This is a genomic window from Collinsella aerofaciens ATCC 25986 (genome assembly GCF_964237925.1).
Classification (GTDB): domain Bacteria; phylum Actinomycetota; class Coriobacteriia; order Coriobacteriales; family Coriobacteriaceae; genus Collinsella; species Collinsella aerofaciens_BJ.
This window is the reverse complement of the sequence record NZ_CAXSKI010000010.1, coordinates 61,587-85,977: the sequence shown is the minus strand read 5'-3', so window position 1 is coordinate 85,977 and position 24,391 is coordinate 61,587. Positions and strand designations below refer to the sequence as shown.

General features: G+C 47.7%; 16 protein-coding genes. 3 read left to right on the top strand and 13 right to left on the bottom strand.

Annotation, left to right across the window (positions count from 1 at the left end; all coding sequences use genetic code 11):
* Positions 1-275, bottom strand: a 275-nt coding sequence (locus ACESWY_RS06380) for a sugar phosphate nucleotidyltransferase (RefSeq protein WP_373093402.1), incomplete at its 3' end; no start/stop codon positions are given.
* Between the two features lie 156 nt (positions 276-431).
* On the opposite strand from ACESWY_RS06380, the gene ACESWY_RS06375 reads away from it, so the two are divergent.
* On the top strand, positions 432-2,903 hold the full coding sequence (locus ACESWY_RS06375) for a glycosyltransferase family 2 protein (protein WP_373093400.1): 2,472 nt from the start codon (positions 432-434) through the stop codon (positions 2,901-2,903).
* 191 nt (positions 2,904-3,094) lie between these two features.
* Here ACESWY_RS06375 and ACESWY_RS06370 read toward each other — a convergent pair whose 3' ends face one another.
* The 10 genes from ACESWY_RS06370 to ACESWY_RS06325 form a co-directional block, all read right to left on the bottom strand.
* Positions 3,095-4,834 carry a hypothetical protein gene (locus ACESWY_RS06370; protein WP_373093398.1) on the bottom strand — a complete coding sequence of 580 codons (1,740 nt, stop codon included), beginning with the start codon at positions 4,832-4,834 and terminating at the stop codon, positions 3,095-3,097.
* 366 nt (positions 4,835-5,200) lie between these two features.
* The gene (locus tag ACESWY_RS06365; RefSeq protein ID WP_117786521.1) at positions 5,201-5,554 is read right to left on the bottom strand and encodes a DUF2304 domain-containing protein; all 354 of its coding nucleotides are present in this window, start codon (positions 5,552-5,554) and stop codon (positions 5,201-5,203) included.
* The gene (locus ACESWY_RS06360) at positions 5,554-6,300 is read right to left on the bottom strand and encodes a glycosyltransferase family 2 protein (RefSeq protein WP_117786522.1); all 747 of its coding nucleotides are present in this window, start codon (positions 6,298-6,300) and stop codon (positions 5,554-5,556) included. The genes ACESWY_RS06365 and ACESWY_RS06360 overlap by 1 nt, the downstream gene beginning before the upstream one ends.
* A 315-nt stretch (positions 6,301-6,615) precedes the next feature.
* The gene (locus ACESWY_RS06355; protein ID WP_373093395.1) at positions 6,616-8,592 is read right to left on the bottom strand and encodes a DUF2142 domain-containing protein; all 1,977 of its coding nucleotides are present in this window, start codon (positions 8,590-8,592) and stop codon (positions 6,616-6,618) included.
* A gap of 112 nt (positions 8,593-8,704) precedes the next feature.
* Positions 8,705-9,850 carry a glycosyltransferase family 4 protein gene (locus ACESWY_RS06350; RefSeq protein WP_195192263.1) on the bottom strand — a complete coding sequence of 382 codons (1,146 nt, stop codon included), beginning with the start codon at positions 9,848-9,850 and terminating at the stop codon, positions 8,705-8,707.
* A gap of 33 nt (positions 9,851-9,883) precedes the next feature.
* Positions 9,884-10,744: a LicD family protein gene (locus tag ACESWY_RS06345; RefSeq protein ID WP_373093392.1), complete on the bottom strand. Its 861-nt coding sequence runs from the start codon at positions 10,742-10,744 to the stop codon at positions 9,884-9,886.
* A gap of 4 nt (positions 10,745-10,748) precedes the next feature.
* Positions 10,749-11,993 (bottom strand): lipopolysaccharide biosynthesis protein, encoded by a 1,245-nt coding sequence (locus ACESWY_RS06340; RefSeq protein WP_373093390.1) that lies wholly within the window; start codon positions 11,991-11,993, stop codon positions 10,749-10,751.
* Positions 11,994-12,037: 44 nt separating this feature from the next.
* The gene (locus ACESWY_RS06335) at positions 12,038-12,973 is read right to left on the bottom strand and encodes a glycosyltransferase (RefSeq protein ID WP_373093388.1); all 936 of its coding nucleotides are present in this window, start codon (positions 12,971-12,973) and stop codon (positions 12,038-12,040) included.
* Between the two features lie 119 nt (positions 12,974-13,092).
* A complete protein-coding gene (locus ACESWY_RS06330; RefSeq protein ID WP_373093386.1) occupies positions 13,093-15,162 on the bottom strand; it encodes a L,D-transpeptidase family protein in 2,070 nt (689 codons plus the stop codon).
* 42 nt (positions 15,163-15,204) lie between these two features.
* Entirely contained in the window at positions 15,205-17,376 is a 2,172-nt protein-coding gene (locus ACESWY_RS06325; protein WP_373093384.1) for an NlpC/P60 family protein, read from the bottom strand.
* A gap of 165 nt (positions 17,377-17,541) precedes the next feature.
* Between ACESWY_RS06325 and ACESWY_RS06320 the strand changes: the two genes are divergently transcribed.
* The gene (locus ACESWY_RS06320) at positions 17,542-19,314 is read left to right on the top strand and encodes a phosphotransferase (protein ID WP_373093382.1); all 1,773 of its coding nucleotides are present in this window, start codon (positions 17,542-17,544) and stop codon (positions 19,312-19,314) included.
* Between the two features lie 2 nt (positions 19,315-19,316).
* A complete protein-coding gene (locus ACESWY_RS06315) occupies positions 19,317-20,258 on the top strand; it encodes a DMT family transporter (RefSeq protein ID WP_138112751.1) in 942 nt (313 codons plus the stop codon).
* A gap of 61 nt (positions 20,259-20,319) precedes the next feature.
* On the opposite strand, the gene ACESWY_RS06310 is transcribed toward ACESWY_RS06315, so the two are convergent.
* Both ACESWY_RS06310 and ACESWY_RS10295 read right to left on the bottom strand, forming a co-directional pair.
* Complete coding sequence (locus ACESWY_RS06310; RefSeq protein WP_271760714.1) at positions 20,320-22,461, bottom strand: C39 family peptidase; 2,142 nt, start codon at positions 22,459-22,461, stop codon at positions 20,320-20,322.
* Between the two features lie 100 nt (positions 22,462-22,561).
* Positions 22,562-24,106, bottom strand: coding sequence for a GH25 family lysozyme (locus ACESWY_RS10295; RefSeq protein ID WP_505538454.1), 1,545 nt, complete (start codon positions 24,104-24,106; stop codon positions 22,562-22,564).
* Between the last annotated feature and the right edge of the window lie 285 nt (positions 24,107-24,391).

The following is a 24,391-nucleotide window of genomic DNA, read 5'->3' as shown; positions in this document are numbered from 1 at the left end:
ATGGTGAAGGCCTGCGCCAGGCCGTCGGGGCTGGGCTGCTCGGCGTAGGAGAGGTTCACGCCGTAGCGCGAGCCGTCACCGAGCAGGCGCTCGAAGTTGGGCAGGTCGGTCGGCGTGGAGATGACCAGGATGTCCCGGATGCCCGCCAGCATGAGGGTGGACAGCGGGTAATAGATCATGGGCTTGTCGTAGACCGGCAGCAGCTGCTTGGAGGTCACGAGCGTGAGCGGGTATAGGCGGGTGCCGGACCCGCCGGCGAGGATGATGCCTTTCATAAAAATCCTCTCGATTGACAATCGTTGAGCAAAAGCCGCTGATTACAGATGCATAGTTAATTAAATTATACGCACCGGCAGCAACCTCCCCGTCTTCTTATTTAAATCGGACAGCAGAAACACGCAACTCTTTCTGCATTTCTAGCGAGGCAACAAATGAAAAAGTACAATGAGCAGTGTCCAACAAACGAAAGGCAAACAATGCGAGTCGAAACAACCGGAGTATGCAGAGGAAACTGGAAAATCTACCAGCAGCTTAAGATTGAAGGCATCCATAAAGGCTCCAGCGTAACAGCCCAGGCGGCTACAGACGATAACCGCCGCTCACCTTTATCCCTCCTAAAATTCCGGGACAATAGTTGTGACTCGAACTCATACGTCCTTGTAGTCCCCGATCCCGATGCTCGCACCATCAAAATTGAGTTTAGCGAAATCGGCCAAGACGGTCGCACCCTGAGCAGCGACTCCCTTTCGCTCAATTGCAAGAACATCAAATGGGAGTCGCGCCTTAACTACAAAATTAAACCTGACATGTGCAGCAAACTCCGAAACTACGATGACGTTTCAGAGTTTGACATGGCAACGATTGATTTCTGGCAGTGCATCGAAGATTCAAGCGACTATATCCTTAGGTGCACGGTGAGAACTCCTTATCGTAGCGACTCGCAAATCAAACTTCGTTGTTTCGATCGAACCCTTAATGAAGTTAATTTGAGCATCGTCAATTTCGGCTCGAATGTAACAAGCGTTGGATTTACGTCTGAGAAAAAGCAGCTTGAAACGCAGCTCTCAATTCGAATGCCAAAGGCGTTCGATCGTTACTACTTTATTATTGACGATCAAAATCACCCATCATTCAGTGCATTCGACTGCTTAACACCCGATAAGCTAGGCTTGCTTCTTGAGGAGACCAACTTTCTCTTTACCCATGCGCAGTTTGACCCTGAATACCCCGAATGGTTCACGGATCATAAGGCAACTATCGGCGCTCTGGAGAAGCAGAGAAAAATCGTCTTCAACAGCGCTCCGAAGTTCAGCATTATTGTCCCTATATACAACACACCCATTTCGTTCTTTAACGATATGGCCGAATCCGTAAAAAACCAGTCTTATGCAAACTGGGAGCTCATCCTAGTTAATGCAAGTCCTGACAATCAGGAACTAAAGGCTCGCGTTGAGCAGGAGACGGCCCACGACAACAGAATTAAATCAATTAACCTTACCGAAAATAAGGGTATTTCCGAAAATACAAACGCAGGCGTTGCCGTAGCTTCGGGCGATTTCGTTAGCTTCTTTGACCATGACGACATTCTTGAACCGGACTTGTTGTTCTCATATGCCGAGGCAATTGAAAACAACAATGACGTCGATCTTCTATATTGTGATGAAGATAAACTCATGCCCGATGGAAAGCTAGCGCAGCCGTTCTTTAAGCCGGATTTCAATATCGACCTGCTCAGAAACAATAACTATATCTGCCACATGCTTACCATCCGTAAGTCCCTGCTAGACACTCTAGAGCCGAACACAAAAGAGTTCGATGGAGCACAGGATCATAATCTGACTCTCCGCGCCGTGGAAAAGGCAAGGAAAGTTCATCATGTAGCGAAGGTTCTATACCACTGGCGCCTAAGCGAGACCTCCACCGCAGCAAATGCCGATAGCAAGCCGTATGCCACTATCGCAGGTATCAAAGCGGTCCAGAGTCATTTGGACAGGCTTGGGCTCAATGCGAAGGTCGAACAAGCGCGTCGTCCCTTTACATATAAAGTAACCTACGCTGTGCCAGATTCCCATCCACTCGTGTCAATTATCATCCCGACTAAAGACCACGCCGACATTCTGAACAACTGCATTACATCAATTGTTGAGAAATCAACGTACGACAATTACGAGCTCGTCATAATCGAAAACAACAGCACAGAAAAGGCGACGTTCGATTATTACGATAAGTTGCAAGCAAAATATCCTGACATCGTTCGTCTTGTAACTTGGGAACACGAATTCAATTTCTCCAAGCTCATGAACTTTGGCGTTGCTCACGCCAAGGGCGACTATCTCTTGCTATTGAATAACGATACTGAGGTAATTACGCCCAATTGGATTGAGACCATGCTTGGCATCTGCACACGTGAGGATGTTGGCGCAGTCGGTGCAAAACTCTACTATCCCGACAACACCATTCAGCACGCGGGCTTATGCGTCACTGGCGGCGTGGCGGGACATCTTTGCCAAAGTATGCCAAAGAATAACTGGGGTTACTTTGCACTCAACGATGCGCAACAAGACTTCAGTGCCGTCACTGCAGCTTGCATAATGACCAAGCGTAGCGAATATGAGAAAGTCGGAGGTTTCACCGAAGAGCTTCAAGTTGCATTTAATGATGTTGACTTTTGCTTAAAGTTACGCGAGATCAACGACCTGATCGTATACACGCCCGAAGTTGAGCTCTATCACTACGAGTCGATTTCTAGAGGCGTTGAAAACAATACGGATAAGCAGATTCGCTTCCACAAAGAGGTCGCATACATGAATTATCGCTGGGCAAAATACTATGTCGAAGGCGATCCGTACATTAACCCAAATTTCAGCGTGGGAGAACCCGGAAATCGCTACTATCATTTATAAAGTGTTAGCTTAATTCTGCGCTTTCTAATTTTAGCCTTATTAAAATGCGACTAATAGATAAGGGAATCGAGGGTCAACCCTCGATTCCCTTACTATGAATAATTGCATTCCATACATGATATACAGTTAAGAAGCGTTTGTGATTCGATACACAAGCAGGCGTTGATTCCGCATGCTGGCCAGAATCCGCATCATTCCAAAGGCGTATTTAAAACCCAGCCCCACTGTGGTATAGCGGTAGTGTGGTAGTAGTTCAGCCACCAAGCAAGTGATGTTGTCCTGATGTAACCGATGTTATCCATAACCATACCGTTTCCGATATAAATAGCAATATGGCCCCAGCGGGCACCAGCACTTGTATGAGTATGCGTAGGGACCGCAACGATCATTCCAACTTTAAGCTGAGATATATCTCGGCTGTAACACCAATTCCAGAACATGTCGCATGCGTCGCCGTTGGGATATGACCCCAGCACGGGGTAAAACACATGGCTAACCCACTCCGAGCACAGTCCCGCCCCAGGAGAAGGAACGCTATGGCAACGATTAACGATCTGGGACTGCAAGGAGGCGCGCGCGGAGTGCTCAGGCTCCACCCAAGCACCTGAGGCATTAAAGAAATACTCGGAGTCTCCAATTCTGTTCCAGCCATTTACCATTTGTCCAGAAGACATAAGGTAGTACCACGTTCCATCATCATCGAGGAACCAGCCAGTATTCATGGCTCCGGATTCGTTGTCGAGGTGATACCACCTACCGTCAATGAATCGCCAACCGCGCTGCAGAACCCCATCTGAGTCTGTGTAAAACCACACCTGTGCAGCTGAGGACCAATACCAGCCAGCGACAGGCTTTCCCTCGGGATCCCTGAGCTTAATTCCGCCCGCGCCGTCCTTGACGCCCGAAAGCACAATCGCACCACTGCTGCACGCATAATATACGTTTTCATCTTGTGAGAAGACCCAAGTGTTGCACTTTAATGCACCGCCGCTATCCGGATCCAAATAATAAATGGAGCCATTTACAGTTTGAAATCCTTCCAGCATGGCGCCATTATTATTGGGGTCTAGCAAATACCAGCTAGAACCATTGTAAAACCACCCGGTACGAATCTCTCCCGATGCGTTGGAGCAATACCATGCCCCATCGTTAATAAACCAACCGGAGCTCATAGAACCGGATTCGGAAAAATGAAACAAAGAGCCGTTAACAAGCCTAAAGCCCGTAGCCATTAATCCAGAAGGCTCAAGCCAGTACCAAGTATTGCCAAGGAGTAACCACCCGGTCTGCATAGCGCCCGAACTGTCCAAATAGTACCAGCTATCATCAATTAAAACCCAGCCGGTCTTCATTGAACCCGATGTCTCGTCAAGGTAGAACCAGCGCCCACCGGTGGCAGCCCATCCCTTCAAATGTGCACAGGAGTTAGAAAATAAATGCCAGCCATCGTTCAAGTATTTCCAGCCAGTAGCTGCATAACCTTCGGAATCAAAATAATACTCCGCCCCTCTAATGGACAGAAAACAGTTTGACGGCCAACCACCAGCCTCATATCTCCACCACCATTTACCGTTTTGGTAGGCCCAAGAACCAGGAAGAGCGATGTTATTATCAGAGGAACGAACGATCTGGAACGACAGTTGAGAGGTAACGCCGGCGTAATTCCCTAGCCCATTCACTCTTATAGTGGCGCAGCCAGGGGCAACATTATCTGAATACGTGACTTCATAATCGATTCCGCTTGCTAGCACAGAACCGCTGGCAGTCAAAACAGAGACATCAGGAGTAATCACATCGCCAGTATATTCATATATCGACGAATCGATAGATGCTTTGAAATTATCGGAATCCAAAGTCAAACGATCGCTACCTGATGTCCCAAATGCTTCCTGACCCGATTGAACCAAAGAGCCATCAGTGCCTTCAGCCACGCAATCTTCAGTTAATGAAAATGCGATTGCGGGCCATAAAAGAGAGATGAAACAAATAGATGTTAGACAAACCACGCTGATTAAACTCAGATGTCGATTTTTCATCATTTTTCTCTTCTCGCCAAATCAAATTAACTTTTGAATATCCAGATGCAGTCGACCCAGAGATGCAGTTCCCAAATTAATTAATATGCAAGACAACTCGCTTGATACGTTGCACCAGATAAAACGATAAGACACTCAACATAGGGATTGTCTATTTGTTAGACAATCCACAACCAGCAGTCGAGCGCGATCAATGGTGCACAAACTTAGGAGCCCTAATGAGGGATAGCCGAAGGAACTGAATCAAACCATGTATTGAGCTCATTCATGATCAGACCTTTTCTCAAGCTCTTTTTCGAGCAGGGCAATCCTATGAGTAAGGTTTTTGATCGCCAAAACATGACGACTCGCGGCAACGCTAAGAGACAGAGAGATTGCAAGCAACAGCACGATTGCACCCAAAAAAAGGAAATTGGCCGGGTTGACAAACCCAATAGCTGTTGAGCAACTATAAATAATCTGAGGACATAAATCACAGATCAAGGCCGCCATACACATCAAAATCCACAGCAAAGAGTACTTAAGAAGCATCTTTCCGTTGGACACGAGACGTAAAACATAGACGAGGAATCCGCCGAAAAAGAGGGCCGCACCAATCCTCAAAATAAGATTCATTATTTGTCTCCCCTATGAACCCAGCACACAAGGACAATGGCTAACGTAACCTTGACCATATAGTAGACGGAAGAGAAGCCCCCGATAGATGAACGTCCACCTTGGCGCTCATTCATCTTTACAGGCGCTTCCATAACGGGAAGACCAAGCTTCATAGCCAAAGCAATCGACTCTGGCTCCGGGTAGTCATCAGGATAACTCTTGCAGAACAGGTCGATAGCATCTTTATTGCAGGCCCTAAAGCCAGAAGTGGGATCGGTGACCACCTTACCCGTAAGCAACTCGAGCAAAAATGAAAGCCACCTGATTCCAACACGACGCATAAAAGTTGATTGAAAACCATCAGTCTCAACCAGAAATCGAGAGCCTATCGCCAAACTCGCACCGCTCTCAATCAGCTTTACAAGCTCAGGAATATAAGAAGGATCATGTTGGCCATCGCCGTCAACCTGAATGTCGATATCATAGCCAAATCTCTGGGCATATTTATGGCCCGCTTGGACCGCTCCACCGATACCAAGGTTCTGCGGCAGATCCAATATGTTGATACCATGCTCTCGACAAAGCTCAAGCGTTGTATCTTGTGAGCCGTCGTTGATTACGACATAGTCATAACCCGCAGCTTTTATAGCTGCAACGGTATTGAGAATGCACTCCTGTTCGTTATAGGCAGGAATTATTACGAGAACACGCAGATGTCCTTTTGAACATGTCGTTGAAGTAAAAGACAATCGAGATTCATCCATTCCAAAAACAGTTGGCTCTTAGCGACGCCCAAAGAATTTGCGACTCTTACAGTCCAACGCATAGCTTAACTCAGACTTAAGTTTACTGTATCCTGTCTAACCATTAGGAAGTTACATCTCAAGCTTAGATATTTAGCTTGCTCAACTAGGGCACACATGGAGTCCCCATCCATCACCGCAGGAAAAGGACCCCTTGCAGTTCTGCCTCAAATACGGGGCGCATGTCCTGAGCGAACCTTCAACGCCGTCCCATTCGATCCAATCGAATCCAACTAATTGCCCACTCCTACTATAACCATGACCTATATCGCTAATTTAGAAAAAACGGATATACAGAAGCTCGAACATCACAAAATACAGCAGCGCAAATGGAGCCCCGAGCATAAAGGCTGTAAATTTAGCCTTCACCTCCTCATCGCAGTAAATAGGGAACCTGAGCAATAGACAGGCAAAAGGTATTATCAAAGGTATGAGATATCGCGCTTGGACACCCGCAACTGTCTGGCTTCCAACTCCTGTAAAAGCGATGTATAGAGCCAAAGCAACTAGGTGGCAAGTAGCAAGAACCAGGAATAGAGTCCAAACAATTCCGCAACGGCTAAGCTTTATTTTAGTATCTTTTTCATTATCAATAATGCAAATAGCTTCAAACAGCATGATGGGGAGATACGAAAGCCATGGGAACAGATTAGACACGTCCCCAAGATAAGCCATATTCGTTGATATTGAATTGAGAAACGCCGGGGTCAGCATCGATCCAAAAACGAAATTCGAGATTACAGCTATAGTTCCAACTGGATTTGCAAGCACTCCCGTCGTTTGACCAGCCGTAGAGACTTCGGAGCCACCACGTGCATCAGAAATATTATTTACGACAGATGAGAAATATGGCGTCAAGAAAGATAGGATCATAATGGCACAAACGAATAGAGCAGTACCAATCAAGATACGTCTTTGCTTGCTTGAAACATATTTATTTGCAGGAATTAAAAGCGCAAGTCCAAATAAGGGAAAATAAATCGCTTTAGCTGCAAACCCGATTGCAAAAGATAGTAGAAATGCGAAGAACGTTTTAGCAGAAATATCCTCTTCAGAAATAAGCATCTTCAACAAAAGAGCTGTTCCTAGCAAACTGAACGATATCACACAGGGATCATACGAGTAACTGGCTGCCATTAACACAGCAGACGGGAACAACGCAATACAAGTGAAAAGACATTTTCTGCAAGGGGCTATACGAATTGCGATTCCGCAGATAACTGCATACGCAAACAAATTAAAAATTTTACCCAATGCAAATTTGATAGAGAATGGGAGATGAAGCAAGCGACCCAAACAAAGGCCGATAGATGAAGGAATATAGGCAATTTTAGAAAGAGCCACACTATCAAAACAATTAAAACGTTCGATACCTTCAGCTAAATCATTTTTATCAGCCTCTCTGACCAATTGCTCAACAGAGCCACGGTTAAACTCTCTTGTTTCATCTATTGGGTACTTACCCAAAGCTGCATCCAAACTAAAGCCGTCCCCCATATAAAACTGCTCGACTATCATTCGGTCAGAATTTGTTATTTCAGCATTTGTGAGGTAGGAAAAACTGTTTGCATTTCCATAGTGGACCTCATCATCCCATGTCAAAAAATTTGTAACGGGAAAGCAAATAATTACGGATAGACCAATTGAGACAATGCATGCGAAAGCGAACAGTTCGGGCTTCAGATAAGAAATACCCCCATTAATAGCAATCAATCCGATCAAAACCGTAATGGGCAAAGCAGACGCGAACAACACCGTCTTTGACTTATCGAGCGGAATGCCAATAAAAGCGATTAAAACAGCAAAGCCAACAAAAACCGCCAAATAAAAGAAACACTTCTTAGCATCAGTTTTCTTAACCGAGGTTACGAAGCTCTTCATCGGGCCATAGCAAAGCTCAATTCCCTGGAACGCTAAAACTAAATGAAAGCATATAACCAGACCTGAGATATTCCATGCACCAAGACCGAAGGGGCCAAACGTCTTCGCGCCAGCCAATATGATGAAAACTAGCAGAAAGCTGCTGAGGATACTGGACGCGACGAGAACGGTTATCTGACGAATAGCATCACCGCTCGACTGTGATTTCGGTTGCAAATATAAGCACGCAACAGCAACGACATCGCAAAAGAGTTCAAGAATGAATAGATTTAAATTCTTATAGTGCAATGATGTCGCGACAGCTAACAAAAGAAGTCCCAGCCCAAAGATGGCAAGCGCGTACTCGCTTTTCTTAATTGCAGGATTATTCAAAACGTGCATCTCCAACTAAAGACAAAATCGAATAGGATAAGTCGACAATAACAAATTCGGGTCTTAGATCCAACTTCACTCAAAAGCTAAGTAAAAGCCAGCCAAGTATCACTTAGCAAATACAAAACGCCTTCTCGACATCTATAGCAGTGGCGTCCCAGCTATATCGATTTTCAACAAGGGCCCTAGAGTTTCGAGACTGTAGAGAAAGCAGCTTTCGATCATCAAAAAGCCTGCATAATGCCGAAACCACCTCATCAGATGACATGGACTGAATTATCGTGCCGTAGCTATCATCTGGAATAAGCTCGTGCGCGCCTCCCACATCTGTTACCACAGCAGGCGTTCCGCAAGCTGAAGCCTCAAGAAGTACCGTCGAAAAGCCTTCGGACCGAGTTGGAAGACAAAGCACATCTGCTTGCTGAAGTAAGGAGGAAATGTCCTCTGCGCTACATCTCCCAAGCCAAAACAAGTTCGACGAACAGGCTTCCTTGACTTCATTGGCCAGCGGACCATCCCCTGCAAGAACAAAACAAATATCACGCTTGGTAATATCCTTTGCGCGAGCTGCCTCAATAATTGAATAAATTCCCTTTTCAGGAATAAACCGCCCAACAAAAGCCACAACTAAAGATGACTGAGGGACACCTAATTCTGATCGGAAATCTCTACCCGAAGAGATGCTCCTATAAATTGAAGCATTGATTGAGTTCGATATTACGCCCTTTGCACCGATATTAAAATGCTGAAGCCATTCAACGCTTTTAGAAGAAATCCCATAGAAATCAGGTTCAAACGTCTTTACGCGATCAGTAATCCAATCCTCATATCGGCGCACAAAATAATCAAGGAATGGCTGATTGAAAGAAAGATACGCTGAACCATGGTCGAGAACGACGGCCCTAGTGTTATGATCCGCAGCAAACTTCAGCCCTTCGAGTGAGAGGGGGAAAAGCCTCGTGTTGATAAGTACGCCGTCCCACTCATAATCATCAAGGCTTTGCAGGAGCCGGTAATAATCGCCGGTTTTTTTGGGAAGAGGAAGCCTTCCATCAAGCAATGAAATACATGGAAGCCGAATTATCTCGAGACCGTTTTCGACTGAATGACCGACTCCTACGCGCATTGAATCATTAGTAACGATAACCACCCTGTCGCCGCGGGCAGCTAGGGCATGAGCGAGACCATCGACAAAATTACCAATTCCACTAAGTTGCGGGTGATAATGATGGGTGAAAATACAAATAGAAGAACTCATTACATAACCTCATCTGGTAAAGATTTCATATCCTTAATTCTGCGCAGTCCAGACTTCACCATCCCCAAAGTCAAGCAGAAGAGGAAGATGGGTATGTCGATTTTCCGGCTCCGGAATTTTCTTCCATTCGCCATACATCGTTGTAAGATATTTATCCGTCATACGAGGAACGGGGAATTCACTGCCTTCGAAAACCGCACTGCTCAGAGGGAAAATCTCTGAAATAGGCACTGGCGCCATATTCGGCCAGCTTAACGTCAGACAATAATCAGAGACCTCACCCGTATTTGAATCGGCAATACAGGAGTCGAACAAATCCTGGTAAGAGCATGCGCCTCGAGAAACCAGTCGTTCCACTACGTGTATAGCAGAACAACCAATTAGCTCGAGTTGTCCAAGGAACCCTTTATGAGGGACAACAATGGAAGAAGAGTGATATAAATAAGCTCTTTTCTGTGCAATTGATGCAGTTCGGACTTGTTTTGCACGAAGGCGTTTATCTGTATAGAGCTGGTCATATGGAAAGATGTCGACAAAAATACCCATCGAACTGGAAGCCTCTCGAGCCTCCTGATTCTCGAAGCGAGTTTCATCGCGATACACCTTAGCAAACATCGCAGCATAGCCAATAGTATTCCGCGATGTATGGAGCGAATATCCTTCCGGTAAACCATCCTCGGCTAAAGAGCAAAAGCGGTCATAGTCTGAACGCATCATTCCGATATCTATATCATCATCCCAAGGGATAAACCCCCTATGACGCATTGCTCCTAAACATGTTCCGCCATCAAGCCACCACCTGATGCCGTGCTTAGAGCAGAATGCAGCGACAACCTGAAGGATATCCAATTCAGTGTTTTGAAGCTTTAATAGCGCGTGAGCTTTAGACATCATCGGCCTATCTCTTTTCCCCAAACCATTCTTGCGTCTGTTTCCCCAAAACAAAAGACTGATAAATAAGGCAAATAGCATTGGATATAAGCGCCGTTACAGTAGGGCCATTTAAGCCAAACAACACTTGCGCGGGAGCCATAACAGCGACAGCACTGATTAAGGACAATATGCTGCCAACAAATACCCCTCGGTAATTATCAAGAGAAACCAGCAAATCGTTGACAAACCAAGCAATGCCAGTCAAAAAGGCACAAGCCAACATAGGCTGAAGGAGATCAGAATGTTTGGCTATTCCAACGCCATAAAACAAAGACAGCAATAATTTGCCGAAAAAGAAAAGGGCAACTGCTGATATGACGCCGACAAATAAAATACCGGCAAGTATTTTACCTATAAGCGTAAAAAAGGACTTTTCCCTAGAATAGTAACGCTCTACTAAATAACCTAATAAAGGATTATAGATATACGTCGCACCCATTTGGATAATTGCCACGGGAGCAGCAACTGATGCATAAATGCCTAGAGCAGAATCTCCGAATGTATAAGATAAATACTGCCTTGGAATATTCGGCGCCGCAGAAGCAGCAATGCCGCCCAGAACGATGGGCAAACAGCCACATAGGAAAGCTCTGACCTTCGCTTGGGTAATTCCAAGCTTGATTGCAGAGATTCGATTTGATCTCGGATAATCGTAAATAACACCGATACCTACAGTCACTACCGTCATTAGCAACAATGCGCCTTCGAGGCTATTTAACAGCCCAAAGACAACAATGAACGAAAGGAGAGAACCAATGCCCTGCATTATGAGGGATTTCCCAATATAGTCCATCCTATGGCCAACCTGATCATTGGCATGCATGACATCAATAACTAAGCCGGCGGTTTTATAGAGAGCATACAAAAGAACAGCAGGCACCGTATCAATACGACACGTCGCAATGGAATAGACGGCCAACATTGCAAACGCCATAAACGTAGTAAAGAAACGAAAAGTCAGGTATTCACCAGCAAAGTTTTTCCTTTCAACATCTGCAATTTGTACCGTGTACATCCTGTATTGGGCCAATTGAGAAAACATGTTGAAAATAGACATAGCAAGGGAATAAATTCCAGCAGCACTATATCCATCAGACAGTCGAACGACCAATATAGTGATTAGCCATTGACAGCCTAAATTCGTCAACGAGCCAACGGTATTCCAGAACATATTGTGTTTAATCGAAAGAGTCTTCTCTGTGGCTTCCACAAATATTAGCGCCCTTCTGAACAAGTCGCGATTCGGATACGAAGCTATTTTGCTTCTTTAATCATGTTTAAAATCAAAAGAAACAGCCAATTCGGTACAAGTCGCATAATGATTTCAGCTTTAGCAATGGACGGGCAAGCTCGTCGATATTTAAGCAAGCCAATTATGGAGCGTCGCTCTCTTGCATCGGCGAACCCCAATATTTCCTTTAGGTGCGGTGAATCAGGAAATCTTTCGGCAAATTGCTTAGCTGTATCAACCCTGTTTTTAACTCTTGTTGAATACCAATCATCTTTTGAAGCAACACCCGCAAGGAATCCAGTTTCATTCCCGCCATGTCGACGATACTTAACCAAGGGAGTCGTTGTAAAACTGCACTTCCCCAGTTCGCTGCAGCCCAATGTCAACCACAAATCATGTGCAGTGGATTCCGGAAAGGGAATCATCGACTTAGCAGCACTCGCATCTAGCATGAGAGCCATACCAATGCCGTAGCATACACTTGCAGCCTGAATAGTAATATCCTCTCCGGAGCACCAATTTACTTCAGGCGAATTTGGATGAGCTTTTCTGTAGCTCTCTACCAGCATGTTTCCGTTTTCGTCGATTACCGATCTATCGCAAACATCAAGAATTGAGCCTTCTTCTAGCATATGGTTGAGCGAAACTTGAACTCTGTTAGGCTCCCAAATATCATCTTGATCGCAAAATACTACGTAATCCCCTTCTGCCAAAGAGAGTAGTGCCTCGAACGATTTGACATAACCGAGATTTTTATCGCCATGATAATAACGATAGGCGTTTTTCTTTATATGCTCTTGGATAAACCCCTCTAAAGAGGCCGATTCGGGGCAGTCATTTCTGACCAAAAGCGTAACCGGAAACGTTTGTTCATCAATCGAATCAAGTTGAGCGGCGAAAAACTTAAGATCGGGTTTATAAGCTGAGAGAAGTACGCATACGCCAATATCATTTCCCATTTGTATTTCCAAAAATCCTCCCAAATTCATTGCTAAAGATTATCAAAGCACCCTCAGTTAAAAGAAACTCTTTTGAAAATAGAGTATTTATCCCTGTCTCTTAAAACGAGTGCCTAATATCAATAAGTAACAACCTTTGTTCCATAAGGAATGTTATCGTAAATCCATTTTGCATTCTGAATCTCAAGGCGTACGCATCCAGCAGAGGATGGAACGCCCATCGTGGGATCCATCACGCGGTTGCTGTTGACGTAGTAGGGTGAGGAATGGAATAAGTAATCACCATAGAACTGCGTGTAGTAATAGCAAGTATATCCATGCCCAAAGGAGTATCCCTTACCGTAGACTTGATACTCCCCTATCACCGTAGGCGTGCTAGCTTTTCCCGTCGAACATACATATCGACGGTTTAAGGACCAGTTATTCCAGGATCCAGTGTAAATACTCGTAACGCAACGTGACGTATCGACAAGTATCAGCCAATTTGTATTGCTTGAATAACTTTGAGCCTTAGCATCCATATAGTCTGACACCCACGCGCCGTTAGCCATAAAGAAATTCCAGGATCCGTCCACAACGCGCCAGCCAGTAGCCATAGCTCCACTAGCATCAAGCCAATACCAGGTGCCGCCCAGATTGAGCCATCCTGTCTGCATATAACCAGACGAATTCAAGTAATACCAAGATCCGTTAACGGCAACCCAAACGGTTTTCATAGCATAAGTGGACGGATCTAAATAGAACCAGGAGCCATCCTTGTACAGCCAGCCAGATCGTGCATAGCCAGCGGTCTCATCAAAAAAGTACCATTTTCCGTTAACGTTCTTCCATCCAGCGCAGGGGGAGCCATCGGTTGGATCAGCATAGAACTTACAGCCTCCAAGCATCACAAACCCGTGAGCTTCGACCAATTCGCCATCGCCGTTTGATGTAAACAGTTTTCCATTACGCAATGCTCCACACAATGAGCAATCAGAACCAGCAAAAGCCTTAGATGGCTCATCCTGAACCGAGTCCTGGACATCTACCCATTCACGACAAGCAACAGCGCCTGAAGCTTTTGCATAATAGCTTTTCCCATTTACAGAAAAATGATCAAGAAGCATTTTACCGTCGGCGGCAGGATCGAGATAATAGTATTGACCACCGTCCTTCAGCCATTCAGTCTTTATAATGCCCGACGCTTGAGAAGGCTCAGCGTAATACCAGTCTCCATTGCTCATAAACCAGCCAAGTGACAACGCTCCCGTTGAAGAAAAATGATACCGGTTGGATCTGATGACATAAAAGCCGGTAGCCATTCTATTGTCATTTGCGACATCGAGCCAATACCAAACGCCGTTCACCAAACGCCAGCCCGATGCAAGTGCGCCGGAACCGTCAGCGTAATACCAGTTCGTCCCATCAAACGCCCAACCAACAGCCATTGCGCCGGAATCCGATAAATAGTAAAGAGACGAACCGACAGAAACGATTCCTCTAGACATAACACCATCATTGGCGGGATCAAGCCAATACCAATTATTGCTAGTTTGAAACCAGCCGGTTAAGACTTCGCCATTGTTACCCCAATACCATAAACCGTTATCAAGGCACCAACCATTAATCAGTCCATAGGTTCCAAGAAGATAAGGGTGCCCATCAATAACACGTCGACCAGTAGCCATAGAACAGCTGTCAAGGGAGTCAAACCAGTACCATTGGCCTCCGATAAACTGCCAACCACTTGCCAAAGCGCCTGATGGACCCGCGTAATACCACTTATTTTCAGTAAAAATCCAGCCGCAGCTCATTGCGCCGTCACGAGCGGGGTCCAAGTAGTACAACGAGTCGTCAATATTCTGCATTCCGGTCAAACGACAGCCGTCTAGATAGTAGTACCAGGACAAACCGTTCCATTGCCATCCAGATAGTTGTTCTGTCGTCGACAGGTCTTGACTTTCGACAACCTGTAGGCTCGAATCTTCCGTTGTTTTGCCGGCACAATCACTGGAGTCTTGAGAGCAACCGCCACCGACAAATGCTCCCGACCCTCCTGTCGAGTCGCGCTCTACGACACCGTTATCCGCCCCCTCTTCCACGGCATAGGCAGTGCAAGAAAATGCGGGGACGGAAACTGAGAGCAAGGCGGAAAATAGCATCAAGCCAATTACTCGCCAACAAATTCGATGTTCAATCCAGACATTCATTCCAGGCCCCCAACCGATATCGACCGGCTTGCAGCAAATCAATTAAATAAACGGACGGGCTGCGCCGATCACATTTCCCCTTGCGCTAATGGAATGAATTCCGACGCCCTGATGAGGCCAGGAGTCAATCATCATACCGCCGCCAAGTGCAATTGCGATATGCCCGCGATAATAAATCACATCGCCACGCTGAATTGAGTTCGCACTCACGGGCATAAAGATATTACTTCGATACCAATTCATGGAATTGTAGGTTTGGCTTGGATCCCAGCGATGGTTATAAGGGTTGTAAACACCCATATCCATGCCAGTAGCATAAAGGCACTGCAAGACAAAACCAGAGCAATCAACAGCTCCACCGGGAGCGGTAGACCAAGGCTCAATATATTGCGTACCAATATACTCATAGGCGCGCTGGATAAAGGCGTTCACGCAATCTTCCCGCGTTGCCTCGACAGAGATGCGAGAAGGGGTCACATAGGTAAAGTATCCGGTGCAATAGCTAGGCAGCTGAACAGTCCAAGAACTGACCTGAGGATACTGGGATGGATTTTGCCAGCCAACTTTGTCGCACTGGCCATCACTCCAGAAAACTCGACGAACGCCATCGATGGTCCTTGCGCCCGTTGCCATAGCGCCGCTGCCGTCTAACCAATACCACTTACCCGAATCTTTAAGCCAGCCAACATGCATGCTGCCATTGGACTCAAGGTAATACCATGTTCCATTCAAGCATTTCCAACCAGTTGCCATTTTTCCGTCAGCGTTTAGGTAATACCATGCACCGCCAGTAAAAACCCATCCGGTCCTCATCACGCCAGAATCGGCATCAAGCCAATACCAATCGCCGTCAATCTGCAGCCATCCAAGATGAATGGCACCCGTTCCGGGCTCAGCGTAAAACCTAAGATTTGCGACATTAACCCAGCCGGACGCAATCTGCCAACCATCAGCTCCAGCGGTTTTTAGGATAGTGCCGTTTTCGCGAATCACATCCTTGCAAAGATATCCATTATCATTAGCGTATCTTTGAACGCCGTCATTAACGGTAACCCAGCTGGAAACCATAAGCCTACCGCTCTGGTTTGCAAAACAATCGTTGCCGCCCACCTCAAATAAGCCCGTTTTCATGAGATGGCTAACAGGGTCCAGGTAATACCAGCTCGTGCCCTCTTTATACCAGCCAGAAATAAGTGCACCAGATTGGGAGGCGAAATACCAGCCGTCCTCAACCTGAGCCCAACCAACAGCCATAGCCCCGTTAGGCTTTAAATAATAAGCTGCATTGCCAAGGTCTAAATACCCAACGGACATCTTACCATCGGAGGCTGGGTCGAGATAATACCAAGCGCCGTTAACGAGTTTCCAGCCAGTGGCCGCAATACCGTTAGAGCAGTAATACCAATCTGCTCCGTCTTTGTACCATCCATTTGCGAGGCCATAGTCACCAAAAATGTAGGTTCTTCCATCAATCTTTTGACGACCCTTAAACATGATGAACGTCTGTGGGTCAAAATAATAGCGAGCCCCACCTATCGTTTGCCATGACGAAGCAAGGGCACCCGATGAATAAGCCCAGTACCAATTCCCGTCAACGAGAATCCAGCCGGTTTTCATAGCACCAGTGGCATCTAAATAGTATTTCCCGCTCCCGAGGTCGACAAAACCAACCTGCATTATATGGGTGGCAGGATCCAGGTAATACCATGTGCCGTCTTGATAAAACCAACCAGCAGCTAAATCGCCTCCAGCATTGGCATAAAACCAATTTCCATCTGAGTTACGTAGCCAGCAGTTCTGATATAGCGCGCCAAAAGGCGTTGCGGCATTGCCGTCATTCGCATAAAACGAAGCAGTCGATCCGCCAGCATCGGTCACATTGAAATAACCTGTCTGCATTGCACCATCATTGGCTGGATCAAGCCAATACCAATAGCCCCCGCTTTGCAGCCAGCCAGTTTGGTGTTTACCGTTTTTTCCGTAATACCAAACTCCAGACGACTCGTCTCGTTGCCAGCCATCTTTTATGACGGAAGAATTATCAGGTTGCAAATCATCGGAAACCACAGAAGAAAAAACCGCTTTTGACTCAATACTCTGAGCCTCAACGGAATCCTGTGCAAACGCGACATTCGCACTCAGGGGCAAGCAGCAAGCAGTGATTAATGACGCAGCAGCACAAACAAGCGTGGCCTTCTTTTCGAATCGATACATAAGCGACCCTCCCAGATATCTCATTTATTTATTTTAATCCACATTCCAAGATTGATTTTCGTTACTGTCTGTTCAGTCTATGTAGATTAATATATTAAATTGAACATAACGTTCAATCATTCTATTCTTTCCCTAAGCAATGAACATCTTAATTGGAGGCCTGCAGTGGAACTGACCAAGCGTAACTTTACAGTTCTATACGAATACTTAAAGAACCCATATGCCAGCCAGCGAGAAGTCGCCGAGCGCACCGGCCTTTCACTTGGATCAGTAAACGCAGCAAATAAAGAGCTTACGAATGAGGGCCTTCTCGAATCGGACAGCCTAACCGACAATGGTTACGAAGCACTTCACCCCTATAAGGTTGAAAACGCAGTGATATTAGCTGCGGGGCTTTCGAGCCGCTTTGCTCCTATTTCGTATGAAAAGCCCAAAGGCCTTTTAAAAGTACGTGGTGAGATTCTCATTGAGCGTCAGATTAGGCAGCTGCAAGACGCGGGTATCAGCAATATCACCGTCGTTGTCGGCTATAAAAAAGAGTATTTCTTCTATCTTGAAAGCAAGTTCGGCGTTTCGATTGTCGTCAACAACGAATACGCATCCAAAAATAACCACGCATCGCTTATGTGCGTAAAAGAGCGGCTTGGCAACACCTACATTTGCTCAAGCGATGATTACCTTCTAAACAATCCGTTTGAAGCATATGTTTGGAAAGCATTTTATTCTGCTCAATATGCTGAAGGCGCCACCAAAGAATGGTGCATTCAAACGGGAGCAATGGATAGAATCACCAATGTTACGATTGGCGGTTCCGATGCTTGGTATATGCTCGGACATGTCTACTTTGATAAAGCCTTCTCACTTGCATTTAAGCAGATTCTTGAAACGGAATATAACAAGCCCGAAACAACGGACAAGCTTTGGGAAGATCTATATATCGAGCACATCAAGGAGCTCGATATGGTGATCAAAAAGTATCCTGAGGGCGAGATTAACGAATTCGATTCTCTTGATGAGCTGCGTGTCTTTGATCCGCATTTTATCGAAAACGTTGACTCCGATATTTTCGATAACATCGAGCAAGTGCTCGGCTGCTCCAAATCAGAGATTCACGACGTTTATCCCCTTAAACAAGGTCTTACGAATCTATCGTGCCACTTTAGAACCAATGACGGAGAGTACGTTTACCGCCATCCGGGAGTCGGGACCGAACTGCTTATTAACAGAAATGGAGAAGTAGCCGCACTTAAAAAGGCCAAGGAACTCGGCCTTGACGACACGTTCATTCATGAGGACCCAAAGCGCGGTTGGAAAATTTCGAAGTTTGTACCCAACGCAAAGCAGCCTGATCCGCATGATGATGCCCAAATGAATCGAATGATGCAGATGTGTCGTTCGCTTCACGAGAGCGGTGCAAATGTCGAAACCGAATTTGACTTCTACCTCGAAGCGAAGCGCTACGAATCACTTCTTCTGGAAAAAGGCCCTATCGACATTCCAGGCTACAGGGAAATGGCCGCCGAAATCGATGAATTGGAGCACTTTGTCCAGGCCGACAATGCGCCAAAATGCCTTTGTCACAATGACTTCTTTTACCTCAATTTCCTTATCGATGAAAACGACAAGTACTATCTCATTGACTGGGAATATGCTGGCATGAGCGATTATGCAAACGATTTTGGAACGTGCAGTGTCTGCTGCGAGCTTTCCGAAGATGAAGTCGACCGCGCGCTTGATGCATATTTTGGGCGCAAGGCAACAAACAACGAAGTTGCACATAACTATGCGCACATTGCCCTTGCAGGATGGTGCTGGTACCTCTGGTCTCTTCTGAAAGAAGCCGAAGGCGACTTCGTAGGCGAATGGCTCTATATCTACTTCAATTACAGTGCCAAATACCTTAAAAAGGCACTGGAGATCTATCGAAAAGGTGAGTAACGATGCAATTCGGCTTTTTTAGCGGTCTTCTTTGGGGCCTTGATACAGTAATACTTGGAATCGGTTTGGCGCTCGCGCCCTATATTGGATCGGCGGAAGCGCTTGCATGTGCCTCCATTGCGGGATCTTTTCTCCATGATGCCTTCTGTGCGATCTGGCTCTTTGGGTACATGGGAGTTCGAGGCAGATTAAAAGACACGCTCGCTGCACTTAAAACTCGTTCGGGCAAGGTCGTCATCGCCGGCGCACTGCTCGGTGGACCTATCGGAATGACCGGATACGTATTGGCGATTAATAATATCGGAGCAGCCTACACGGCAATTATATCCGCCTTCTATCCCGCTGTCGGAGCATTCCTTTCTTTCGTGCTGCTGAAGGAGAAAATGGGCAAAGGACAGATTCTTTCCCTTCTCGTTGCTCTTTGCGGCGTAATGACGATGGGCTATCTATCGGCCGGATCGAGCGAGATTGCAAATGCCCCCCTCGGCTTACTCGGCGCGGTGCTTACTGTTATCGGATGGGGATCCGAAGCGGTGCTGTGCGCATGGGGAATGAAAGATGATGCCGTTGATGACGAAACGGCTTTGCAAATCCGCGAAACTACAAGTGCGCTTGTTTATGGAGTGCTTGTACTCCCCCTCTTCGGAGCATGGCATTTCACGCTGGGTGCCATCCCGAGCATGCCTACATTGATTATTGCACTCGCCGGACTCGCAGGAACTGCATCCTATCTGTTCTATTACAAGGGGATTGCGGCAATCGGAGCAGCGCGTGCGATGGCTCTGAATATCTCCTATTCGGCATGGTCGGTGGTCTTTGGCCTGATCTTGCTTGGAACAATTCCCGATATGGCATCCGTAATCTGCTGCGTTGTAATTGTATGCGGAACAGTTTTGGCAGCTAGTAACTGGGACGAACTATTTGGACGTAATAAGACGGCGTAGCTTGATTAACAATATAGTAAAAGGGGAGAGCTCGACGAGCTCTCCCCTTTTAGCATCATGGCTATTCAATTACCACAGCCTGGCTATCCATCTGTTGCCACGTGCCGAAGAACACCTGGGCATTTCGCGTAACATTGCCGTTAATCGAATCCGAAAGATAGACAATTCCCTGCTCGTCATCATAGCCTTTAAGGACTACGGCATGATTACCGCCCCACAGACCATAGGAATGCCCGTTATACCAACGAGCAGCATAACGGCCTCCTGGCCAACTTCCCCATTCGGTATTCCACATCTCAACAGGTTGTCCACAGGTCAGTCTGTTCTTAATGGAAGAAATTGACGAGAAAGAAACGTCTTTTGCCTGCATGATACTTCCCGCAGCGCGCAGAAAGTTATTACCAGCAATAGTAATCGCAGGGGCGACGCATCCCATGAGACCCCCGCTGCTACGCCTTGGGTTGCCATCAAAGGCGGTAACAAAGTTGCCGTTGCTTCCCTTGGGCAAGTAATAATCCGCAATAATCGTCTTACCTAAACCGAAACCATAGTAGTTAAGCAAGTTTGTAAGGGCAACCGACTCACAGCCAGTAGGAAGTTCCGGGTACTGCGAATAGCACGGGACATCGACCCAAGCGCCAACCATTGCGCCGGATGAACTGAACTTGTAGTCAGTAGAGCCGATCCAATACCAACCGTTGCTCAACATTACTCCCCCACGTGCGGCATCAAGGTAATACCATGTGCCCCCAAGGGAAAGCCATCCCGTTTTCATCGCGCCAGAAGCGGAATCCAGCCAGTACCAGTTGCTGCCATCGTTAAGCCAGCCGGTCGCCATTCGACCATCCGGGTTAAAGTAATACCAAGACCCAGCAATTTGCTGCCACCCAGTCAGAATTACTCCACTAGCAGAACAATAATATCGAGCACCCTGACTCTCAATCCAACCAGTTCTGGCATTACCGTCGTCGTCAATCAGCTGGATTCCCGAATCGGTCATGATGCCTTTAAGGTCAATTGCGCCGCTGGATGACGAATGATACATCCAAGACCCATCACCGTTTGACCAGCAATTAGCCATCATCTTGCCGGTACTATTAAATATGTATTCACATGATCCGATAGTTTGAACGCCCGTGGCCATGGCGTGCGTCGAGGGATCGAGCCAGTACCACGCACCGTTTAGGTTGAGCCAGCCGGAGGCGAGGGCGCCGGAGCCAGTCGCGTAGTACCAGGTCCCGCCGTCGAGGACCCATCCGGTCGCCATCGCGCCGGAGGCGCTGAAGCAGTACGCTGAGCCGTTGCACGCGTGGAGGCCCGTCACCATGGCGCCGCCCGCGTCGGGGTCGAGCCAGTACCAGGAACCGCCGGTGTAAAGCCAGCCGGTCGAGGCGATACCGTCAGCGAACCAGTACCAGGAGCCGTCGACGAAGCCCCAGCCGTTAAGAGGGCCGCAGCTGCCGAAGTAGCGGCGGACGCCCTGCGCATCAGTCTGGTAACCCGTCAGCATGGCCCCCGTCCGGGCGTCGAAGCAGTAGGGCACGCCGCCGACGGATACGGGGCCGCGCGCCAGCGCGCCGGAGCCCGTCGCGTAGTACCAGGTCCCGCCGTCGAGCACCCAACCGGTCGCCATCGCGCCGGACGAATTAAACCAGTACAGGGAGCCGTTGCACTCGTGAAAGCCCGTCGCCATGGCGTGCGTCGAGGGATCGAGCCAGCACCACGCACCGTTTAGGTTGAGCCAGCCGGAGGCCAGCGCGCCTGAGCCCGTCGCGTAGTACCAGGTCCCGCCGTCGAGCACCCATCCGGTCGCCATCGCGCCGGAGCCATTGAACCAGTATGCGGAGCCATTGCACTCATGGAGCCCGATGGCCATGGCGTGCGTCGAGGGATCGAGCCAGTACCAGGCCCCATTGGTATAGAGCCAGCCAGAATGCAACGAGACCGGATTGACTGAATCCACATAGAACCAGTTGCCGTCAAACGAATTCCAACCCAGATTCCATTTAACGGATTCTTGAGCAGGACCATCATCGATTGAATCGGAAGGAGAAAGAGTCGAGGGGACGGATTGCCTCTCAATATCAGTAGGGATAGAGGAGCTTATGGGTTCTGCGTTCGCGATATCAACCACACCGGGCCCAGCGAGCAGTAGGGTTGAAAGAATGATTAGGATTAATATTATTCGCTTTTTCCTTGCCATGTGCAGCCCCCAGTAGTAACCAATTTTTACATAAACATAGTCTACAAATGGATGGCTAAGAGCAATATGTAATTAGAAAAAAGCAATTAAAGAAGAGCTGCTAGCCAAGCCATACACCATTGCTAGCAAAAGAGTATTGCACCCCATCGATTTCTTGAACACCCGTAGTCATTGCGTGCGTCGTGGGGTCAAGCCAGTACCAGGCGCCGCCGACGTATGCCCAGCCGGAGGCCAGCACGCCTGATCCCGTCGCGTAGTACCAGGTGCCGCCGTCGAGGACCCAACCGGTCGCCATCGCGCCGGAGGCGTTGAACCAGTACGCGGAGCCGTTGCACTCGTGGAGCCCAGTGGCCATGGCGTGCGTCGAGGGATCGAGCCAGTACCACGCACCGTTTAGGTTGAGCCAGCCGGAGGCGAGGGCGCCGGAGCCAGTCGCGTAGTACCAGGTCCCGCCGTCGAGGACCCATCCGGTCGCCATTGCGCCGGAGCTGTTGAACCAGTATGCGGAACCGTTGCACGAATGGAGGCCCGTCGCCATGGCGCCGCCCGCGTCGGGGTCGAGCCAGTACCAGGAGCCCCCGGTGTAAAGCCAGCCGGTCGAGGCGATACCGTCAGCGAACCAATACCAGGAGCCGTCGACGAGGCCCCAGCCGTTAAGGGGACCGCAGCTGCCGAAGTAGCGGCGGACGCCCTGCGCATCAGTCTGGTAACCCGTCAGCATGGCCCCCGTCCGGGCGTCGAAGCAGTAGGGCACGCCGCCGACGGAAACGGGGCCGCGCGCCAGCGCGCCGGAGCCAGTCGCGTAGTACCAGGTGCCGCCGTCGAGGACCCATCCGGTCGCCATCGCGCCGGAGGCGTTGAACCAGTACATGGAGCCGTTGCACTCGTAGAGCCCGGTGGCCATTACACCGCCCGCGTCGGGGTCGAGCCAATACCAGGCTCCGCCCTGGCGCAACCATCCGGTATACGCTTTGCCGTCAGAGGTTGCGTAATACCAAGTGCCCTCTTTTAACTGCCAGTAATAAAGAGAGACATCAACATACGCGTAATTCATATCAACATTTCCGCTAATACCAGAAACTTTTCCGCGGCTTGTATACTGCCAAAAGCTGTAACTGGCGGTATAGTGACATTGGGAGTTGTATTGAGCAATCCAATGATCCCAAGAACCGCTTTTAAATACAGGGTCGGTCAATATATTGTTAAACCAATTTAGGTTTGCATAAATGCCTGGCTTATATCCAGCACTAGAAATCTTATTACAGAATGTCTGAGCTCTAGATGCAATTCCGGATTGACGACCATCTGCAATAATTGTCTTGTCCTCAAGATCGTAATACACCGGTAGCCTAGGATTGTGCCCCGATAGGCAGTCAATCACCATGGACGCCTCATCGGCTGCCTGTTGATTATCAAAAGCATATGAATAGACATAGACGCCGTAGGGAATTCCGAGTCGCTCGCACTCAGAAATATTTCGATTAAATTGATAGTCAACTCGACCGCCGAAAGACGGAGCGCCAAACCCAACGCGCAGAATAGCGAAATCGATGCCAGAAGCTTTAACTGCGTCCCAATCAATACGCCCTTGGTGCTCGCTGACGTCAATGCCCTGAGCTGTAACCCCATCGGGAAGAGCGTCCATAGACAATAAAGCTATTCCGTCTTCTTCGGAAGAAGCATCATCTGAAACTAATTGTCCACCCTCATAACGCCAAGAATTCTCAACCAGAGTCTGAGCAGCCTCTGCATCCGCAGGGCATACAAACATAGAAACGGGCGCAAAGAGCATCAGCACCAACAATGCCGAAAACAACTTAAGATGTTTGTTCATGTAAACCTCGTCATTCGCTCTTGATTGCGTCTAGCTTACAGCATAGCTATGAAAGATTCCCGAACATCTAACAGGACAAGATGCCATCTAGGACAA

Excerpts from the sequence above, each read along its gene's own strand:
- ACESWY_RS06375 (WP_373093400.1), top strand. The coding sequence starts at position 432 with ATGAAAAAGTACAATGAGCAGTGTCCAACAAACGAAAGGCAAACAATG.
- ACESWY_RS06360 (WP_117786522.1), bottom strand. The coding sequence starts at position 6,300 with ATGGATGAATCTCGATTGTCTTTTACTTCAACGACATGTTCAAAAGGA.
- ACESWY_RS06325 (WP_373093384.1), bottom strand. The coding sequence starts at position 17,376 with ATGTATCGATTCGAAAAGAAGGCCACGCTTGTTTGTGCTGCTGCGTCA.
- ACESWY_RS10295 (WP_505538454.1), bottom strand. The coding sequence starts at position 24,106 with ATGGACGCTCTTCCCGATGGGGTTACAGCTCAGGGCATTGACGTCAGC.
- ACESWY_RS06330 (WP_373093386.1), bottom strand. The coding sequence starts at position 15,162 with ATGAATGTCTGGATTGAACATCGAATTTGTTGGCGAGTAATTGGCTTG.
- ACESWY_RS06365 (WP_117786521.1), bottom strand. The coding sequence starts at position 5,554 with ATGAATCTTATTTTGAGGATTGGTGCGGCCCTCTTTTTCGGCGGATTC.
- ACESWY_RS06310 (WP_271760714.1), bottom strand. The coding sequence starts at position 22,461 with ATGGCAAGGAAAAAGCGAATAATATTAATCCTAATCATTCTTTCAACC.
- ACESWY_RS06315 (WP_138112751.1), top strand. The coding sequence starts at position 19,317 with ATGCAATTCGGCTTTTTTAGCGGTCTTCTTTGGGGCCTTGATACAGTA.
- ACESWY_RS06345 (WP_373093392.1), bottom strand. The coding sequence starts at position 10,744 with ATGATGTCTAAAGCTCACGCGCTATTAAAGCTTCAAAACACTGAATTG.
- ACESWY_RS06335 (WP_373093388.1), bottom strand. The coding sequence starts at position 12,973 with ATGGGAAATGATATTGGCGTATGCGTACTTCTCTCAGCTTATAAACCC.
- ACESWY_RS06350 (WP_195192263.1), bottom strand. The coding sequence starts at position 9,850 with ATGAGTTCTTCTATTTGTATTTTCACCCATCATTATCACCCGCAACTT.